Origin of the sequence: Microvirga zambiensis WSM3693 (genome assembly GCF_016735695.1) — a bacterium.
In the GTDB taxonomy this organism is placed as follows: Bacteria; Pseudomonadota; Alphaproteobacteria; order Rhizobiales; family Beijerinckiaceae; genus Microvirga; species Microvirga zambiensis.
In genome coordinates this window covers 117,134-133,967 of the sequence record NZ_JAERQD010000016.1, presented here as the reverse complement: position 1 = coordinate 133,967, position 16,834 = coordinate 117,134, and the positions used below count along the sequence as shown (strand labels likewise).

Genomic DNA, 16,834 nt, shown 5'->3' with positions numbered 1-16,834 from the left:
CGCATGTCAACATGTTTCATCCCGCCAAACTGGATCGCTCGGCCGAAGATTTCAAGATCACCCAAGCCGGATCAATAACTCTTGTTTAACTTTCGCCTTGAGCGCCACCGGCAAGCCGTGTCAGGTTTGATGAACAAATCCTTAACGGCACATCGGTGGGGGCAATGCGGCAATCTCTCTTCGGGCTTCTGAACGTTCGGCCTTTTCTCAGAAGCACTTTGCGTTTCGCCGCCATGTCCCTCGCCCTGATCGTCACCTCGGCTACGGCGCATGCGCAGACCCAGACCGGGAGCATCCTGCCAGGCTCGAGCCAGCCGGTGACGCAAGTCGGGGTTGCCAGGCCGATCATGGGCTGGGTGCGCTTCTGCGAGCAGTATCCTGCGGAGTGCAGCGTCGATCCCACCGAACCCGCGATCATTTCCATGGGCGCGAAGGATTGGCAGACCCTGAATCGGGTCAACCAGCAGGTGAATGCCGACATCAAGGCCAAAACCGACAAGGATCACTGGGGCGTCGAGGACCGCTGGGACTTCGCCGAGGACGGCTATGGCGATTGCGAGGACTATCAGCTCGTCAAGCGCCGGAAGCTGGTCGAGGCCGGCTTTCCCCGCCGTGCGCTGCGCATGACCGTGGTGATCGACGAGGAAGGCGCCGGTCACGCCGTCATGATGGTGCGCACCAACCGCGGCGACTTCATCCTCGACAACAAGCGCAATGCCATCCTGCCATGGCACAAGACGGGCTATACCTACATCAAGCGCGAGGGCGATGGCGGCTCAGCCTGGGCCTCGCTCGGCGGCCAGGTGTCGCCGACCATGACCGCGAATCAGTAGACACCTCCCTCCTCTCAATGGCGTCGGCGGACCGGGTCATACGGTGCTGCGGTGATTGTCAGGACAGCCAGAACCGAATGACGAGGCTGACCGCCCCGGTTGTGCCGACACCGGCGGCCCATAGGCCGACGAACCACAGCCAGCGGTGCAACGCAGAGTTCTGGTCGGGAATTTGGCCCATCAGTGATAGCCCTCATGTCCCGTCTTCCCGCGGAACACCCAGTACGAGTAGCCGGTGTAGACGAGGATGATCGGGATCAGCACGCTTGCGCCGACAAGCATGAACCGGAGACTGATGTCAGGCGCCGCGGCCTCGTGGATGGTGACGGCGCTCGGCACCACATAGGGGAACATGCTCACTCCCAACCCGAGGAGGCAGAGGCCGAACAGGCCCAGCGTCAGCAGGAACGGCCAATACTCCCAGCGGCGCAACAGACTCACCACCAACATCCCTGAGCAGAGGCCGACGAGCAGCGGAACCTGGGCGGTGAACAGAACCTGCGGCCAGGCAAACCAGCGCTGGTAATAGGCGCTGCTCAGGAACGGCGTCGCGGCACTCACCAGCCCGATGCAGACGATCAGTCCGATCGCAAGCCGGCCGGCAAGGCGGAAGCTATGGTCCTGGACGGTGCCTTCGGTCTTCATCACCAGCCACGTCGCGCCAAGCAGCGCGTAGCCGACCACGAGGCTCATCCCGACCAGAAGGCTGAAAGGCGTGAGCCAGTCCCACCATCCCCCGGCATAGGACCTTCCCTCGACCGCGATCCCCTGGAGCAGCGCGCCGAGCGTGATGCCCTGTGCGAGCGTCGCGACGACGGAGCCCGTCGTGAAGGCGAAATCCCAGTAGCGCCGATGGCCCGGGTCGCGCCAGCGGAACTCGAATGCGACCCCGCGGAAGATCAGTGCCAGCACCATGGCGATGATAGGCGCGTACAGAGCCGGCAGGATGATGGCATAAGCAAGCGGGAACGCCGCCATCAGGCCGCCGCCGCCCAGCACCAGCCAGGTCTCGTTGCCGTCCCAGACGGGCGCGACGGAGTTCATGGCACTGTCGCGTTCCGGGCCCGGCGCGAAGAACGGGAACAGGATGCCGATGCCGAGATCGAAGCCATCCATGACCACGTAGGCGAAGACCGCGAAGGCGATGACGAAGGCCCAGAGCGTGGGCAGATCGAGAACGGGCATCATGGCTCAGGCCTCCGCGCCGAGGGTACGGGCGGGATCGACGGCGGGTGCCGGAGTGATGCCGGCGGCACGGATGGGATGGTCAGGTCCGGCTTCAGGACCTGTCTCGCCCCGATGGGGCGGCTTGCTCATGAGTTTGAGGATGTATCCGGTACCGGCTCCGAACACGATGAAGTAAACCACGATGAACGTCAGCAGCGATGCCGCCACCGCCGGGGCTTCGAGCGGCGAGGCCGAGGCCGCCGTTCGGAGCAGGCCATAGACGGTGAAGGGCTGCCGCCCGACCTCCGTGGTGACCCAGCCGGCAATCACGGCGACAAAGCCGGAGGGACCCATGACGAGCGCGAGACGGTGCAGAAGGCGCCAATCATGGAGCCGTCCGCGCAGACGGGCCCACAGGCTGAGCGCTCCGAGAGCCAGCATCGCGAAGCCCAAGCCCACCATGATGCGGAAGGACCAGAACACGATAGGCACATAGGGCCAGTTGGCGCGATCGATCGTGTCGAGGCCGGCCAGGGGCGCATTCAGGTCGTGCTTGAGGATGAGCGACGAGGCTTTCGGGATCTCGATGGCATTGCGGACCACGCCGGCCTCCTGATCGGGGATGCCGAACATGATCAGGGGAGCGCCGTCAGGGTGGCTCTGGAAGTGACCTTCCATCGCCATGACCTTTGCCGGCTGGTGTTCGAGAGTGTTGAGGCCATGCATGTCGCCGGCGAAGATCTGAAGCGGCGCGACGACGGCGACCATGCTCATCGCCATCGAGAACATCACCCTCGCGCCCTTGTTGGTACGCTCGCGCAGGAGATGCCATGCGCCGACACCGCCGACCACGAGTGCCGTCGTGAGATAGGCGGCGAGAACCGTATGGACGAGGCGATACGGGAATGATGGGTTGAAGACGATCGCCCACCAGTCTTGCGGCACGAACTGGCCCGCCTCGTTGATGCCGTAGCCGACCGGGGTCTGCATCCAGGAATTGGCGGAGAGAATCCAGAAAGCGGAAATAAATGTGCCGATCGCGACCGCAAGCGTCGCAGCGAAGTGCAGCTTGCGCCCAACGCGTCCCATGCCGAACAGCATGATGCCGAGGAACCCCGCCTCGAGGAAGAAGGCGGTCATGACCTCGTAGGCCATCAACGGGCCGATGACCGGCCCGGCCTTGTCGGAGAACACCGACCAGTTGGTGCCGAACTGGTAGGACATGACGATGCCCGAGACCACGCCCATGGCAAAAGCAAGGGCAAAGATCTTCAGCCAATACTTGAACAGGTTGAGATAGACCTCACGCCCGGTCCACAGCCACAGGCCTTCGAGCACGGCGAGGTAGCTCGCCAAGCCGATCGAGAAGGATGGGAAGATGAAGTGGAACGAGACGGTAAACGCAAACTGGAAACGCGCGAGCAGGAGCGCGTCGAACTGGTCGAACATATCACTTGTCCTCGGCGTCGGCGCGGCGGCTTTTCCTCGATCCCGGCACGACGAAGAGGCGGTCCTTCATCTCAAGGATCTTCTGCACCTTCGAGCCCAGCGTCAGGAGTTGGACGAGGCGTTCGGTGTCGAGGCGCTGCACGTCGGCGTACCATCCCGTCAGAAGCTCGAAGAGATCGTGCATCTCGCGCATGCGTTCCTGAGCATGGCGTTCCTCCGCACTCGCGGGTTCCTGCATGAGCACTTCGCGCAGAAGCGTCATGGTCGGATCAATCTCCCGCTTCTTGCGCTCTTCCACGAGCGTACGGACGATCTGCCAGATATCGTCAGGCGTCGAGAAGTAGTCGCGCCGGTCCCCGGGCTTATGCTGGAGCCGCACGAGGTTCCAGGCCTGCAGCTCCTTCAGACCCATGCTGACGTTGGAACGGGAGACGCCAAGCCGATCGACGATGTCCTCGGCGTTCAGCGCCTCCTTCGAGACGAACAGCAGGGCATAGATCTGGCCGACGGTGCGGTTGATGCCCCAGCGGGAGCCCATTTCCCCGAAATGCAGCACGAAAGTCTGGACAAGCGGCGGAAGGTTCATGGCAATTCCGATATTTCAGAATTTTCTGAAATATCGGATTATATTGATCGAAGTCAAGTCGACCATGAACGTGAGGACGCCTGCGAACACGGATCGTCACCATCGGGCGCCTCCGAACGCTGCGGCCCAGCTTACGGAGGTCCAGCCTCACGCGCCGATTTCTGTGAGGCATCGGCCTCGAAGCGCGATCAGTTCCGGCCGCTCAGGTTTTGCGAGGCAGGTTCGGCTCCGATCCATTGCCATGCCGCGCCCTCCTCTCTCAGCTCGAAACTCCGCGTCTCGATACCGAGCGACGGCCCGATCATCCTTGCCATTCCCTCCATCCAGGCGGGTGCTCCGACGAGCGCGTAGCGCTCGACCTTCTTCCAGCCGCGGATCTTGGCCTCGAGAAGACCGCGCTCGCGCAAGGCCCCAAGGGTCATGCCATGAAAGTCGCGCATCAGGACGAGGATACGAAGCCGATCATGCCCGGCCATGGCATCGTTGAAGACCCGGAGAAGGTCACGTGCGTCCGCGGCCGTCAGGCGCCCGTTGACCTCGAATGCGACCACGTCGCTCCGGCTCGTCGCGACGAACGTCACCGCAGGTCTTACCTGCTCCGGATCCTCGGATGTCGCTTCAGGAAGCGGTTCGGTGATCCAGGACCAGGCGATTCCGCGCTCGGAATCCGTGAAGGCCCGCATCTCGATCCCAGGAAGCAGTGCGCTCTCAGCCTGCGCGATCCAACGCACCCAGTCCTGTCCGGTAACGACCGCCACGCGCCGGAACCGATGGAGTTCCCCCAGCTTTCCGAGGCCGTAGGAAAGGTCTTTCCAAAGAGCTCCGGGATCCACGCCCGCGAGGCTGACTTCGGAAAACAGGGCGATGTGCTCATGCTTGGACAAAGCGGCCTCGACTGCGACGATCGCTCTGTCGATATCGGCCGTCTCGATCCGGCCGGATACCCGCATGGCCACGACGCCTTCAGGAGCAGGAACGATCTCGAGCATGGTCTCCTCCTTGCGGATGCGGAAACGCGATTTCTCCCGTCATATTAGCTCCCGGCGCCGGAAATGGGTGACGAGGCCATCCGCCACAAGCCAGATCGCGCCGAGCGTGATGGCGATGTCGGCTCCGTTGAAGGTCGGCCAGTGGTAGCCGGCGACATGCAGGTCGATGAAATCTGTCACCATGCCGTCTCTGACCCGGTCGATCAGGTTGCCGAGCGCGCCGCCCAGGATCAGTGTTAACGCGGTACTCTCCTGCCAGGTCTGAGCCATGACGCTCCAGATCGCCATGCCGATGGAAATGAGAGCCGTGACGCCGATCAGCAGGAACACGCCGGAGGATTCTTCGGCGGGCAGGAAGCCGAAGCTGATGCCCCAGTTGAAGCCAAGCCGCAGGTTCGCGAACGGCAGGAGTTCATGGACCTCGCCGGGAACCAGGGAAGCCCGGGCGAGTCCCTTGGAGACCTGATCGAGAATGACGACAGGGATCGTGATCTCCAAGAGGCGGCGGATCCTTTTTCCGACCGCCCTCACGTCCTTCCCCCGGCGGCGAGCAGGCGCATCGCGTTGGCGGTGACGAGAACCGTCGCACCAGTGTCGGCGAGGATTGCAGGCCACAGGCCCGTGATGCCGGCGATGGTGGTGACCAGGAATACGGCCTTCAGACCGAGCGCGATGGCGATGTTCTGGCGGATGTTGGCCATGGTGTCGCGCGACAGGCGCACCATGCGGGCGATGTCGAGCACGCGCCCGTGGAGAACCGCAGCATCGGCGGTCTCCAGCGCCACGTCCGTGCCGCCGCCCATGGCAATGCCGATATCGGCAGCCGCAAGCGCTGGTGCATCGTTGATGCCGTCGCCGACCTTGGCCACTTTCTCGCCTCTGGCCTGAAGCTCGCGCACGATCCTCTGCTTGTCCTGCGGCAGCAACTCGGCCCGCGGCTCGATGCCAAGGCCTGCAGCGATTGCGGCTGCCGTCCGGTTGTTATCGCCGGTCAGCATCACCGCGCTGATACCTGCCTGCTTCAGCGCCTCAAGGCCCGTCTTGGCATCCTCGCGCGGTTCGTCCCGCATGGCGATCAACCCGGCCACCTGCTCGCCCGCAAGGAGCACGGAGACCGTCTTGCCCTCATCGTTCAGGGCGGTGATGCGCGCGGTCTGCTCCTCCGTGAGCGCAACCTTCTCGGCAGCTGCCTTGGGCGAGCCGAGAAAGAGCGCGACTCCGCCGACGCTGCCCGTCACGCCCTTGCCGCCGACCGCACCCGCATTCGCGGCAGGCGGCACCGGAGCGCCGGCCTCCGCGGCCCTTGCGAGAATGGCGATCGCGAGCGGATGGCTCGATCCGATCTCGAGCGCGGCCGCCAGCGACAGCACCTCGCGCTCCGAGCGCGACACCGGAATCACGTCCGTCACCTTGGGCTTGCCCTCGGTGAGCGTGCCGGTCTTGTCGAGCGCCGCAACAGTGATCTTGCCGAGGCTTTCGAGAACCGCGCCGCCTTTCATCAGCAGCCCGCGCCGCGCGCCGGCCGACAAGCCGGCGGCGATGGCAGCCGGGGTCGAGATGACGAGCGCGCAGGGGCAGCCGATCAGCAGGATCGCCAGGCCCTTGTAGACCCACTCGCCCCATGATGCGCCGAGGAGCAGCGGCGGCAGGATGGCCACCAGCGCACCGACGACAAGCACGGCGGGCGTATAGTAGCGCGAGAAGCGGTCGATGAAGCGCTCGGTCGGAGCCTTGCTCTCCTGCGCTTCCTCTACAAGACGCACGATGCGCGCGATCGTGTTGTCCTGCGCCGCGGCGGTGACACGCACGCGCAGTGCCCCGTCACCGTTGATCGTGCCGGCGAAGACGGTGTCGTCGACACCTTTGCGCTTGGGCACGCTTTCACCGGTGACAGGCGCCTCGTCGACGGCGCTCTCGCCTTCGACGATGACGCCGTCGGCCGCCACGCGATCGCCGGGACGGACCAGGATGATCGATCCGACTGCGAGCGTTTCCGCCTGAACCTCCTCGGTCTTTCCATTGCGCTCCAAGAGCGCCGTCTTGGGTACGAGCTTGGTCAGACCCTGGATGCTGGCGCGCGCGCGGCCTGCGGCAACGCCCTCGAGTAGCTCGCCGACGAGGAACAGGAAGACGACCGCCGCCGCTTCCTCCGTCGCACCGATGATCACGGCGCCGACGGCCGCGATGGTCATCAGCATCTCGATGGAGAACGGCGTGCCGAAGCGGGCCGCTATGAGCGCGCGCCGGGCGATGGGAACGAGGCCGACGGCCATGGCGAGGACGAAGGCCCAATGCCCGGTCTGTGGAAAGAGCCGACCGATGCCATAGGCGGCGACGAGGGCCAGGCCACACGCGATGGTCAGGAGGCCGCGTTGGCTTTTCCACCACGGACCCTCGCTGGGACCATGATCGTGAAGATGTCCGTGCAGGCCGGCCTCAAGCTCCGCGCCATGATCGTCATGGTCGTGTTTGTGGCCATGAGCGTGCTCGTGACCGCAACCGGGGCCGTGATCGTGGCCGGCGTGCCCATCCTGCGGGTGAACCGGCTTGGCATCCGCGGGCCCCTGCCCCGTGACCTTGAAGCCGAGGGTTCCGATCTGCTTGGCAAGGACTGCCGGGACGACCGTGCCGTCATGAGCGACCGTCACGGTTCCGGCCGGAACCGAGACGTTCACCTCGGCCACGCCCGGCACGCGCCGCAGAGCGTTGTCGATCTTGGTGGCGCAGGAGGCGCAGTCCATACCCGAAACCCTGTAACGGGTGCGCAATCCCTTCGGAAGCCCGGCGGCACACATGGCAGAAAACCTCTTCACATCGATTCGGGCAGACCCTACATCCTCTAGCGACTAGAGGTTCAAGAGGTTATTTTGATGTCCCTGACAATCGGTGAGCTGTCGCGCCAAGCCCAGGTAAAGATACCGACGATCCGCTACTACGAGCAGATCGGCCTGCTGGCCGAGCCGGCCAGAACCGAAGGCCAGCAGCGCCGTTACGGAGCTGCCGAGGTCCGACAGCTCAACTTCATCCGGCACGCCCGAGAGCTGGGGTTCGAGGTCGAAGCGATCCGCCAGCTCTTGGACCTCACGAGGGCGCCTGAGCGCTCCTGCGGCGAGGTCCATGAGATAACCAGGACCCACCTTGAAGAGGTGAAGGACAAGATTGCCCGGCTCACGGCCCTGCGCGACGAATTGGAGGCCATGGTCGCGTGCGATCACCGAAAGATCTCCGAGTGTCGAATTATCGAGGTCCTGGCCGATCACGGGCAATGCCAGCACGCACAGCACTGATTGGTCCGGCGTGCTCGATGGCATCGACGATCATGCCTCGGGTCGGGCTGCGCCTAATGATTTTTCTGATACCGCGGCAACGCTAACGGCCGGTATCGACCCGCTTCAGGAGCGTCTCGACGTCGTCGGCGAGGTCCGCCAATGCCCGCGGATGTCGCTGCTTTCCCATCCGCCATTGCTCGCGCTGGGCCCTGGTTGTCTTCAAATGCAATGGCGGCGCACTTGATCGCGAAGGCTCGACCTTGGCGCTTTGGGCATACCGCTTCAGCTCGCTTCTGATCAGTAAAACCGCGACGACCATCAGCACCGGCACCATGGCGATCAGTCCCAGCGCAATCCAGTCCTGAAGCGTCGTGTTCGACCAAAGAGCATCCATGGGTACCCTCCCCGAATGACCTCTGATTACGCCCCCCAGCAGGATCCGGATTGTTTCCCGGGAGGAGCCTGCCGATTTTACGACTTATTGGCGTGCGGTTGCACCATCAAATATTGAGCTTGCCGAGCCTCCGATAGAAACGAACATTCTCAGGCCCTGGACCGGACGAGGCATCGTCAGGGATGGCGCCTGCGCCGGAAATCCCGAGGGTCCTGGCTCAAACTGTCAAGGAGTCGTCTCCTTCGATCAAGCGTCGCGACGACGTGAGCCTATGCTTAAGCGTCACGGTATCTTGTGCCGGCAAAAGAGTAGTGTCCCATGAAACAAGAGTCGGATCGAAAGAACGGAAAGAAGCTTCTGGAGCTGCACGCAAAGGCGCTGCGCCGCGGCGAGAAGCTCGCCAACACGCTTCGCAAGCTGGTAGCCAACGGCGCCCCAAGCGATGCCCTTGCACAATCTTTCCTGACGAGTCTGGAGCAGACGCTGGAGCGCATGCGCCAGCCTGAGAGCAAGGCCGGCAGCCCCAAACCTGTAACAAGAAAAGTGCGGGCGGAACGCATATCCGGAGATCCCGGAGATAAGCATTCGCCGTCGCCCAAACCCAGGAGCAGAAAGGGCAAACCGCAGCCTGCTCCCGTGGCGGCGGTATAGAGCAAGCACTCGGTGAACGGCTTCGAGACAGGATCGGGGGCGCCGATATGCGTCCGGCGCTTCGACGCTCCCGAAACGGATCATTGAAATCTTTTCGCACCGGAGTTTGCCATGCTGACCGCAGCCGATGTCATGACCTCCACCGTCGTCACCGTCTCGCCGGAAGCCCTGGTTCCGGAGGTGGCACGCCTGCTGCAGGACCACCGTATCAGCGGCGTGCCGGTCGTGGATGCAGGCGGTAAGGTGATCGGCATCGTGAGCGAAGGCGACCTCATCGGACATGCTGGAGCCATCGGCGAGCAGCGCCGCTCCTGGTGGCTGCGGCTGCTTACCGGTGACGATGCACTGGCGCGGGATTACGCCAGAACCCACGCCCGAACCGCCGAGGAGGTCATGACCTCCCGCGTGGTCACCGTGCCAGAAACGGCCTCGTTGGGGGAGATCGCCCATCTCATGGAAAAGCACGGAATCAAGCGTGTGCCCGTGATGCGGGATGACCGCCTGGTCGGTATCGTCTCTCGCGGCAACCTGCTCCAGGCTCTGGCTGCCACCGATGTGTCCAGACCGGCGAAAGCTGACGACCGGACCATACGGGAACGGCTCATCGCCGAACTGAAAGCCCAGCCTTGGGCGCATATGATGACCAAGAACATCGTCGTGGAAAACGGGGTCGTTCACCTGTTCGGCTTCGTGCGCAGCGACGAGGAGCGTCGCGCGTTTCATGTCGCCGCGGAGAATGTACCCGGCGTGACCCGGGTCGAGGACCAGATGATACGGCGCCAGACCACCTACGGCGAGTGAGGATACAGAGCCAATACGGGAGCATCCGGAGCGCGATCATGGCCGGAACGAACCCGATGCAAACACCTCCCGCCGGTCCGATCCGGACTTCGACAGCGCGGCCCGCGGATCTTGGCGTTGGAAAGACCGAATGGCTGCGCTGGATGCCCGGCCTCAACACTCTCCTCAGGTATGAGATCGCGTGGCTGAGACATGACGTCGTGGCCGGTCTGGTGCTGGCGACAATGCTTGTCCCCGTCGGAATCGCCTATGCCGTGGCATCCGGTCTGCCGGGTATCTGCGGTCTCTACGCGACGATCGTTCCGCTACTGGTCTACGCGCTGTTCGGACCGAGCCGCATTCTCGTCCTGGGGCCGGATTCGGCTCTCGCCGTCGTCATCCTCGGCGTCGTGCTCCCGTTGTCAGGCGGGGATCCGCAACGCGCCGTCGTGCTGGGCGGCATGATGGCCCTTGTATCGGGAACGGTCCTGATCCTGGCCGGGCTGGGTCGCCTGGGCTTCGTGACCGAGCTTCTGTCCAAGCCGATACGCTACGGCTACATGAACGGCATCGCCCTGACCGTCCTGATCAGCCAGCTCCCCAAGCTCTTCGGCTTTTCGGTCGAGAGCACGGGACCCTTGCGGGACCTTTGGGCCATCGGCGGGGCCATCCTGGCCGGCAGGACGAATTGGGTGGCGCTTGCGATTGGCTTGGGTACGCTCGCGGTCATCCTTTTGCTGAGAGGGAGCAAGCGAGTACCCGGCATCCTGGTCGCCGTCGTCGGTGCCGCGATCATCGTCGGCATGCTCGATCTCGCCGAGCGCCACAACGTCGCGATCCTCGGCTCGCTTCCTCAGGGCCTGCCCGGTTTCGCGATCCCGTGGATCGGAGTGAGCGACATCGTTCCCGTGTTGATCGGGGGCTGCGCCGTCGCCATGGTGTCGTTCGCCGATACAAGCGTGCTCTCGCGGGCCTACGCGGCCCGAACTCGTACCTCGGTCGATCCCAACCAGGAGATGGTGGGGCTCGGAGCCGCCAATCTCGCGACCGGATTTTTTCAAGGTTTCCCGATCAGCAGCAGCAGCTCGCGCACCCCGGTAGCGGAGGCAGCGGGGGCCCGCACGCAACTGACCGGCATCGTCGGCGCTCTCGCCATAGCCCTGCTCCTGCTTTTGGCTCCCAACCTTCTGCGGAATCTGCCTACCTCCGCCCTGGCAGCGGTCGTCATCGCATCGGCCATCGGCCTGTTCGAAATCGCCGATCTCAAGCGGATCTATCGCATCCAGCACTGGGAGTTCTGGCTGTCGATGGCCTGCTTCGCCGGCGTGGCGGTGTTCGGCGCCATTCCGGGAATCGGCTTGGCGATCGTGATAGCCGTCATCGAGTTCCTGTGGGACGGGTGGCGACCCTACTCCGCGATCCTGGGACGTCCCGACGGGATCGAGGGATATCACGACATCACGCGCTATCCGGACGCCGACCGGATCTCGGGCCTGGTGCTGTTCCGCTGGGATGCGCCCCTGTTCTTCGCCAATGCGGAGCTGTTCCGCGAGCGCATTCTCGCCGCAGTGGCGGAATCGCCGACGCCGGTGCGTTGCGTGGTCGTCGCGGCGGCGCCGGTCACGAGCGTCGATGTCACCGCCTCCGATGCCTTGGCTGAGCTTGACGATGCCCTGCAGGCGCAAGGCATCGAGCTGCGATTTGCCGAATTGAAAGACCCCGTGAAGGACAAGCTGCGGCGCTTCGGATTGTTCGATCGGTTTGGCGAGACGCGGTTCTTCCCAACCATCGACGCGGCGGTGTCGCGGTACCGCGGAACGGCTTGAAGCGGCCCATTCATCCCTATCCGGATCTGCGCATCCGCCCGGCGCTCATGGCTCCCCCGTCGGGTCGCGGCGGCGCATGGCCTGCCTCAGCACCTCGAAGATGACCGCAGTCGACCAGCCGAACAGCAGCACGCCGTTCATAGCGGCCATCGGACCGAGCAGCCGCCAGCCTTCCACCGGCACGACGTCGCCATAGCCGAGCGTCGTGTAGTTGACGAAGGCGAAGTACACGACATCCGTCCCGGCAGGCACCACATCCAGCACCGCATACGCGAGCGACCACGTCATCACCTCAGCGACATGCGCGACCATCAACACCCCGACGGTCGCGACCATGACCGCGGCGAGCCAGATGTGGGACTGGCGGCGATCCCATTTCAAGGCATGGCGGGCAGTGCCCACGACGGCGGCCATCACGACCGCATGGATGGCGATATTGCCCAGGCTGACCATCCCGCCGAGAAGAAGCTGCCGCATCATAGCCGGCATTCTACGGCGTGGTCGCCGGGACAAGATAGAGTATGGCCGCGATGATCAGGTAGAGCGCGAGCAGTTGCACCCCTCTGAACCAGGTAGAGTGGCCCGTCGTGGTCACCGTCGCCCCCAGAAGCACCGCTCCGAACAGCATCCACATCTCCGCCTGCGAGAACACGAGTCCGAACTGCGGCTGGCCCATGACCGGCGCGACCAGAACCAGGATCGGCGCCACAAACAGAGCGATCTGGACGCAGCTTCCCAGCGCGATGCCGATGCTGAGATCCGGACGGTTCGCCCGGCCCATGGCGATGGCCGATCCGGACTCGGCCGCGCCGCCGACGAGGGCTAGCACGATCACGCCCATGAACATCTGCGACATGCCCAGCGAGCGCCCCGCCTGCTCTGCGGCCCCGACGAGGAGCTCGCTCATCCACGCGGCGCCGAGCGATGCAACCAGCAAGGTCAAGATACCCCTCGAGAGACTGGGATGCCCGCCCGCCTCCTCATCCGAGGGAGGCGCGTTCAGCTCGGAGAAAGTCTCCGGGTGGGTCCGCAGCGAGTAGAGCAGGAACAACCCGTAGAGCCCCAGCAGGATGACCGCAACCACCAGGTCCAGAGTGTCATGCACACCGAGATGAGGTTCCGTCTCGAGGGCGCGATGGAACGCGCTCGGGAGCGCCAGACTGATCCAAGCCAACACCATCGTCGAGGAATAGGTGCGAACGGCGTTTGGATTGTACTCCTGACTGTGATGACGCAGGCCGCCCAGAAAGAAAGACAATCCGAGGGCCACAAGCAGGTTCGCTAGCAGCGCGCCGACGATGGAGGCGCGCACCATCTCCAGCAGACCGGCCCGCAGGGCCGCCATGGCGATGATCAGTTCCGGCAGGTTGCCGAAGGTGGCGTTGAGCAGGCCTCCAATCGTGGCGCCGGTGTGAGCTGCAACCTGTTCGGTTCCCTGAACGATGAGCTTTGCGAACGGCACGATGGCCAGGGCTGCACAAAAGAAGATAAAGCCGGCCGGAATGGTGCCTGCGCGCTCGAGCATGGCGGCCAGGGGCGCAAGGACCAGCAGCCACAGCAAGGAAGGCCTGAGCCACGATGACCTGGGCAGAGGTGCGACTGTCATCGGGTGTGGATTCGGATATGGCTTGCCGGTCATGGCCTCACCCCCTGTTTCCATGAAAGAGGCCCTCGAGCATCCACCCTAGTGCGGCTCATAAACTGTGCTTGATCGACCGGGACAAACCCTTGACGTTTTGGGTCACCCATACCGCGGCCTATCCTCGGACAGCGTTTTGATCCGACCGCCTTGATTTGGATCAATGCCGAAGCGGGAACGCCCGTCCACGCTTGGTCCAGGTTCGTTGAGAATGTCCCATCAGTCCAACGCCAGGCTGCCGCGAATTTCCGACCGCAACCTGTTCGATCTTCGGTTATGATCTGGGACGATCGAGCTTTTCACGAACCGGCACAACGGCGGAGGGCTCCATGACCGTTTATGATGAGCGTTCACAGATCCAGATCGGTTCGATAGGCAGCCGGGTCTATGCGCCGGACATCCTTCCAAGGCTTCAGTCGCTTCTGGCAACGCTGGCCGACATCGACGTCGCCCATGGCAGCAACTTGCTGGTGATCGAGAGTGGGGAGATGGATGATGCCGACAAGGATCAGCTCATCGCCGATCTCTGGCAGACCCATTGCAAACGGCGCGCGCCCTACCTCCGGGAGATCGAAGCGCTCAGGGCGCGGATAAACGCTGCGTTCCGTTGAGGCGATGCCATGAAAGCCATGGTCCTGCGCAAGTTGAGAACGCCTCTGGCCATGGAGGAGCGCCCGCTGCCCTCGCCCGGTGCGGGCGAGATCCGGGTCGTCGTGGAAGCCTGCGCCGTTTGCCGGACGGACCTCCATGTGGTCGATGGCGATCTGCCGGATCCAATGCTTCCCGTCATCCCTGGCCATGAGATCGTCGGGCGGGTAGAGGCTCTCGGCTCCGGGGTGAGCGACCACATGTTGGGCGAGCGCGTTGGCATCCCCTGGCTCGGCCATACCTGCGGGTATTGCTCCTATTGCATTTCCGGCCATGAGAACCTGTGCGACGAGCCGTCGTTTACCGGCTATACCCGGGACGGCGGCTTCGCCTCTCATGTGGTCGCCGACGCGGCCTATTGTTTCAGCCTGCCGGATGACGGCGATCCCGTTGCTCTGGCTCCGCTCCTGTGCGCCGGATTGATCGGATGGCGCTCGCTGGTGGCGGCAGGCCCCGGTGAGAGGATCGGCATCTTCGGTTTCGGCGCAGCGGCCCACATCATCACCCAAGTCTGCATCTGGCAGAAGCGACGCGTCTTTGCCTTTACACGCCCAGGCGATGTCGCCGCTCAGGATTTCGCCCGCTCGCTCGGCGCCTCCTGGGCCGGCGGGTCCGATCGGGAGCCTCCCGAGCGGCTCGATGCGGCGATCATCTTCGCGCCCGTTGGCGAACTCGTGCCCGTCGCCCTGCGGGCCGTACGAAAAGGCGGCCGCGTTGTCTGCGGCGGCATCCACATGAGCGACATTCCGCAATTTCCCTATCGGCTTCTCTGGGAGGAGCGGCAACTCGTCTCCGTCGCCAACCTGACCCGTCAGGATGCCCTCGATTTCCTGGCGATCGCTCCTAAGGCCGGGATCAGGACACGGACGGTGAGCTATCCGCTGGAAGCCGCCAACGAAGCCTTCGACGACCTGCGATCGGGGCGGCTCCAGGGAGCAGCCGTGCTGGTGCCCTGATGCAGGATGGAAAGCAGACATCAGCGTGTCACGAAACCAGGCCAGACGCTCAAAGGAACGATTCCATGCTCCAGAACATTCGCAGCATTCTGATCGGGATCACGGAGGAAGGAGATGCCGAGGAACGCTCCTTCGCCCTACCCTACGGGTTATCGCTTGCCCGCCAGGCCGACGCCCATGTCACCGTCCAGGCAGCCTCCCTGAAGCTCACCCTGAGCCACGCCTTCGTCAGCGCCTTTGCCGAAGGGCTCGTGGCGGCCGAGAACCGTCGGCTGGATGAGCTTGCACATGCAATCGCCGATTCCTCCCAACGGGCGGCGGCGGCATCGGGTATTGCCTGCACCACGCAGGCGCCGCAACTTTCCTATCCGGCACTCGTCAGGAGCTTCACTTCCCTCGCCCGCACCCACGACCTGACAGTCCTGGATGCCGAACGGATCGCATTGGCTCTCGACCGGGGTTTGATCGAGGCCGTGCTCATGGACAGCGGCCGGCCTCTCCTTGTCGTGCCACAGGGCCGGGACGTTTTCGCGGGCGACCGGATCATCGTGGCGTGGGATGGCAGCGCCAAGGCGGCGCGTGCGCTCAACGACGCCCTGCCCCTTCTGCGGGGCGCCACGCAGGTCGAACTGGTCAGCGTCACCGGCGAGAAGGATCTGGCCCATACGGTGCCCGGCGCCGAGATCGCCCCGCATCTCACCCGCCATGGCGTCACGGTGAACGTCCTGGCGCTGCCCGCCATGAATGGAGATGTGGCCGAAACCCTGCGTAATCATGCCCGCCTGACACGTGCCGACATGATCGTAATGGGCGCCTATGTCCATTCCCGCCTGCGCGAAACGATCCTCGGCGGCACGACCCAGTCCCTGCTGAAGGATATGCCCGTACCCCTGTTCCTGTCCTACTGAGCCGAGAGGCTCTAGCCCTGAATGGAATTCAGGTAGGCGAGCAGGTCGTTGATCTGGGCGGGATCGAGCTGGAACTGCGGCATGGATGGGTGACCCGTCGTGATGCCTTCGGCAAAGGCCTCGGCCAAGTCCTCGATGGGATAGCGCGTGTGCAAGGTTCGGAAAGGGGGAGCTTCCGGAATGGGACTCTCGCCGACACGGCCGATGGCGTGGCATTGAGAGCAGTTCGTCTGCGCGAAGGTGAGCCCGCGCTGCACTCGTCCCGACTGGGCCATGGCGACCGATGAGGCACATGCGACGGCAAGGCAGAAAAGCGTGAGCGACTTCATCATCGCTGCCCCCCTGGATTGCCGACCTCCGCCGGGATCACCGCGACGACTTGGAACGTGTGAGGCTTGCCGTCATCGTCCTCGATGGTGATGTATTCTCCTTCGGCGAAACGATGCTGATGCAGGTGGTAGCCCGCCTCCTCGTCGCCGGGCCGACCCTGGTTGTAATCGATCATCCAGGTCGCTCCGCCGGCGCCGCCCGGCCGATGAACCAGCACACCCCGGCGCTCACCTTCGTCGGCCCAGAACCGGCGCACCCGGCAGAGATCCCGCTTCGCCCCCCATTCCTCCTGATCGAGATGCCCATGCCGATCGAGCGGCGCGGTGATGTCGTAGCCGTATCGTGGGCTGCCTTCGGGGAATTGTTTGCTGCGGGCCAGATGAAGCGTGATGCGATGGAGCATTGAATC

At 64.0% G+C, this 16,834-nt stretch carries 20 protein-coding genes; 8 read left to right on the top strand and 12 right to left on the bottom strand.

Annotated elements, in window-relative coordinates; genetic code table 11:
- Positions 1–164: 164 nt before the first annotated feature.
- Complete coding sequence (locus JKL46_RS14475; protein ID WP_201833936.1) at positions 165–833, top strand: transglutaminase-like cysteine peptidase; 669 nt, start codon at positions 165–167, stop codon at positions 831–833.
- 58 nt (positions 834–891) lie between these two features.
- On the opposite strand, the gene JKL46_RS14470 is transcribed toward JKL46_RS14475, so the two are convergent.
- The 7 genes from JKL46_RS14470 to JKL46_RS14440 form a co-directional block, all read right to left on the bottom strand.
- Complete coding sequence (locus JKL46_RS14470) at positions 892–1,014, bottom strand: DUF2474 domain-containing protein (protein WP_201833934.1); 123 nt, start codon at positions 1,012–1,014, stop codon at positions 892–894.
- The gene (cydB, locus tag JKL46_RS14465) at positions 1,014–2,021 is read right to left on the bottom strand and encodes a cytochrome d ubiquinol oxidase subunit II (RefSeq protein WP_201833932.1); all 1,008 of its coding nucleotides are present in this window, start codon (positions 2,019–2,021) and stop codon (positions 1,014–1,016) included. Before cydB ends, JKL46_RS14470 begins: the two co-directional genes overlap by 1 nt.
- Before the next feature lie 3 nt (positions 2,022–2,024).
- On the bottom strand, positions 2,025–3,449 hold the full coding sequence (locus JKL46_RS14460; RefSeq protein WP_201833930.1) for a cytochrome ubiquinol oxidase subunit I: 1,425 nt from the start codon (positions 3,447–3,449) through the stop codon (positions 2,025–2,027).
- A 1-nt stretch (position 3,450) separates the two neighbouring features.
- Positions 3,451–4,035 carry a GbsR/MarR family transcriptional regulator gene (locus JKL46_RS14455; protein WP_201833927.1) on the bottom strand — a complete coding sequence of 195 codons (585 nt, stop codon included), beginning with the start codon at positions 4,033–4,035 and terminating at the stop codon, positions 3,451–3,453.
- 188 nt (positions 4,036–4,223) lie between these two features.
- Positions 4,224–5,024 (bottom strand): SpoIIAA family protein, encoded by an 801-nt coding sequence (locus tag JKL46_RS14450; RefSeq protein WP_201833925.1) that lies wholly within the window; start codon positions 5,022–5,024, stop codon positions 4,224–4,226.
- Between the two features lie 39 nt (positions 5,025–5,063).
- Positions 5,064–5,522, bottom strand: a complete 459-nt coding sequence (lspA, locus tag JKL46_RS14445; protein WP_201833923.1) for a signal peptidase II — start codon at positions 5,520–5,522, stop codon at positions 5,064–5,066.
- A gap of 29 nt (positions 5,523–5,551) precedes the next feature.
- A complete protein-coding gene (locus JKL46_RS14440) occupies positions 5,552–7,765 on the bottom strand; it encodes a heavy metal translocating P-type ATPase (protein ID WP_246529317.1) in 2,214 nt (737 codons plus the stop codon).
- A 129-nt stretch (positions 7,766–7,894) separates the two neighbouring features.
- On the opposite strand from JKL46_RS14440, the gene JKL46_RS14435 reads away from it, so the two are divergent.
- Entirely contained in the window at positions 7,895–8,311 is a 417-nt protein-coding gene (locus JKL46_RS14435; RefSeq protein WP_201833919.1) for a MerR family transcriptional regulator, read from the top strand.
- Positions 8,312–8,393: 82 nt separating this feature from the next.
- Here JKL46_RS14435 and JKL46_RS14430 read toward each other — a convergent pair whose 3' ends face one another.
- Positions 8,394–8,687 (bottom strand): hypothetical protein, encoded by a 294-nt coding sequence (locus tag JKL46_RS14430; protein WP_201833917.1) that lies wholly within the window; start codon positions 8,685–8,687, stop codon positions 8,394–8,396.
- Between the two features lie 318 nt (positions 8,688–9,005).
- On the opposite strand from JKL46_RS14430, the gene JKL46_RS14425 reads away from it, so the two are divergent.
- The 3 genes from JKL46_RS14425 to JKL46_RS14415 all read left to right on the top strand — a co-directional run bounded on the left by JKL46_RS14425 (position 9,006) and on the right by JKL46_RS14415 (position 11,944).
- Positions 9,006–9,338 (top strand): hypothetical protein, encoded by a 333-nt coding sequence (locus tag JKL46_RS14425; RefSeq protein WP_201833915.1) that lies wholly within the window; start codon positions 9,006–9,008, stop codon positions 9,336–9,338.
- Positions 9,339–9,449: 111 nt separating this feature from the next.
- Positions 9,450–10,139: a CBS domain-containing protein gene (locus JKL46_RS14420; RefSeq protein ID WP_201833913.1), complete on the top strand. Its 690-nt coding sequence runs from the start codon at positions 9,450–9,452 to the stop codon at positions 10,137–10,139.
- A 143-nt stretch (positions 10,140–10,282) separates the two neighbouring features.
- Complete coding sequence (locus JKL46_RS14415) at positions 10,283–11,944, top strand: SulP family inorganic anion transporter (RefSeq protein ID WP_246529326.1); 1,662 nt, start codon at positions 10,283–10,285, stop codon at positions 11,942–11,944.
- A 45-nt stretch (positions 11,945–11,989) separates the two neighbouring features.
- Here the strand turns inward: JKL46_RS14415 and JKL46_RS14410 are convergent, their stop codons facing one another.
- Positions 11,990–12,424 carry a potassium channel family protein gene (locus tag JKL46_RS14410; protein ID WP_201833910.1) on the bottom strand — a complete coding sequence of 145 codons (435 nt, stop codon included), beginning with the start codon at positions 12,422–12,424 and terminating at the stop codon, positions 11,990–11,992.
- A 10-nt stretch (positions 12,425–12,434) separates the two neighbouring features.
- Positions 12,435–13,583: a calcium/proton exchanger gene (gene cax, locus JKL46_RS14405; RefSeq protein ID WP_201833908.1), complete on the bottom strand. Its 1,149-nt coding sequence runs from the start codon at positions 13,581–13,583 to the stop codon at positions 12,435–12,437.
- A 329-nt stretch (positions 13,584–13,912) separates the two neighbouring features.
- Here cax and JKL46_RS14400 point away from each other — a divergent pair, with 329 nt between their 5' ends.
- The 3 genes from JKL46_RS14400 (at position 13,913) to JKL46_RS14390 (ending at position 16,095) form a co-directional block, all read left to right on the top strand.
- On the top strand, positions 13,913–14,194 hold the full coding sequence (locus tag JKL46_RS14400) for a hypothetical protein (protein WP_201833906.1): 282 nt from the start codon (positions 13,913–13,915) through the stop codon (positions 14,192–14,194).
- A gap of 9 nt (positions 14,195–14,203) precedes the next feature.
- Complete coding sequence (locus tag JKL46_RS14395; protein WP_201833904.1) at positions 14,204–15,187, top strand: zinc-dependent alcohol dehydrogenase family protein; 984 nt, start codon at positions 14,204–14,206, stop codon at positions 15,185–15,187.
- A gap of 65 nt (positions 15,188–15,252) precedes the next feature.
- Positions 15,253–16,095, top strand: a complete 843-nt coding sequence (locus JKL46_RS14390) for a universal stress protein (RefSeq protein ID WP_201833902.1) — start codon at positions 15,253–15,255, stop codon at positions 16,093–16,095.
- Positions 16,096–16,106: 11 nt separating this feature from the next.
- On the opposite strand, the gene JKL46_RS14385 is transcribed toward JKL46_RS14390, so the two are convergent.
- Together JKL46_RS14385 and JKL46_RS14380 are read right to left on the bottom strand one after the other, a co-directional pair.
- Positions 16,107–16,424, bottom strand: a complete 318-nt coding sequence (locus JKL46_RS14385; RefSeq protein ID WP_201833950.1) for a c-type cytochrome — start codon at positions 16,422–16,424, stop codon at positions 16,107–16,109.
- Positions 16,424–16,828: a hypothetical protein gene (locus tag JKL46_RS14380; protein WP_201833900.1), complete on the bottom strand. Its 405-nt coding sequence runs from the start codon at positions 16,826–16,828 to the stop codon at positions 16,424–16,426. The genes JKL46_RS14385 and JKL46_RS14380 overlap by 1 nt, the downstream gene beginning before the upstream one ends.
- Positions 16,829–16,834 lie beyond the last annotated feature (6 nt).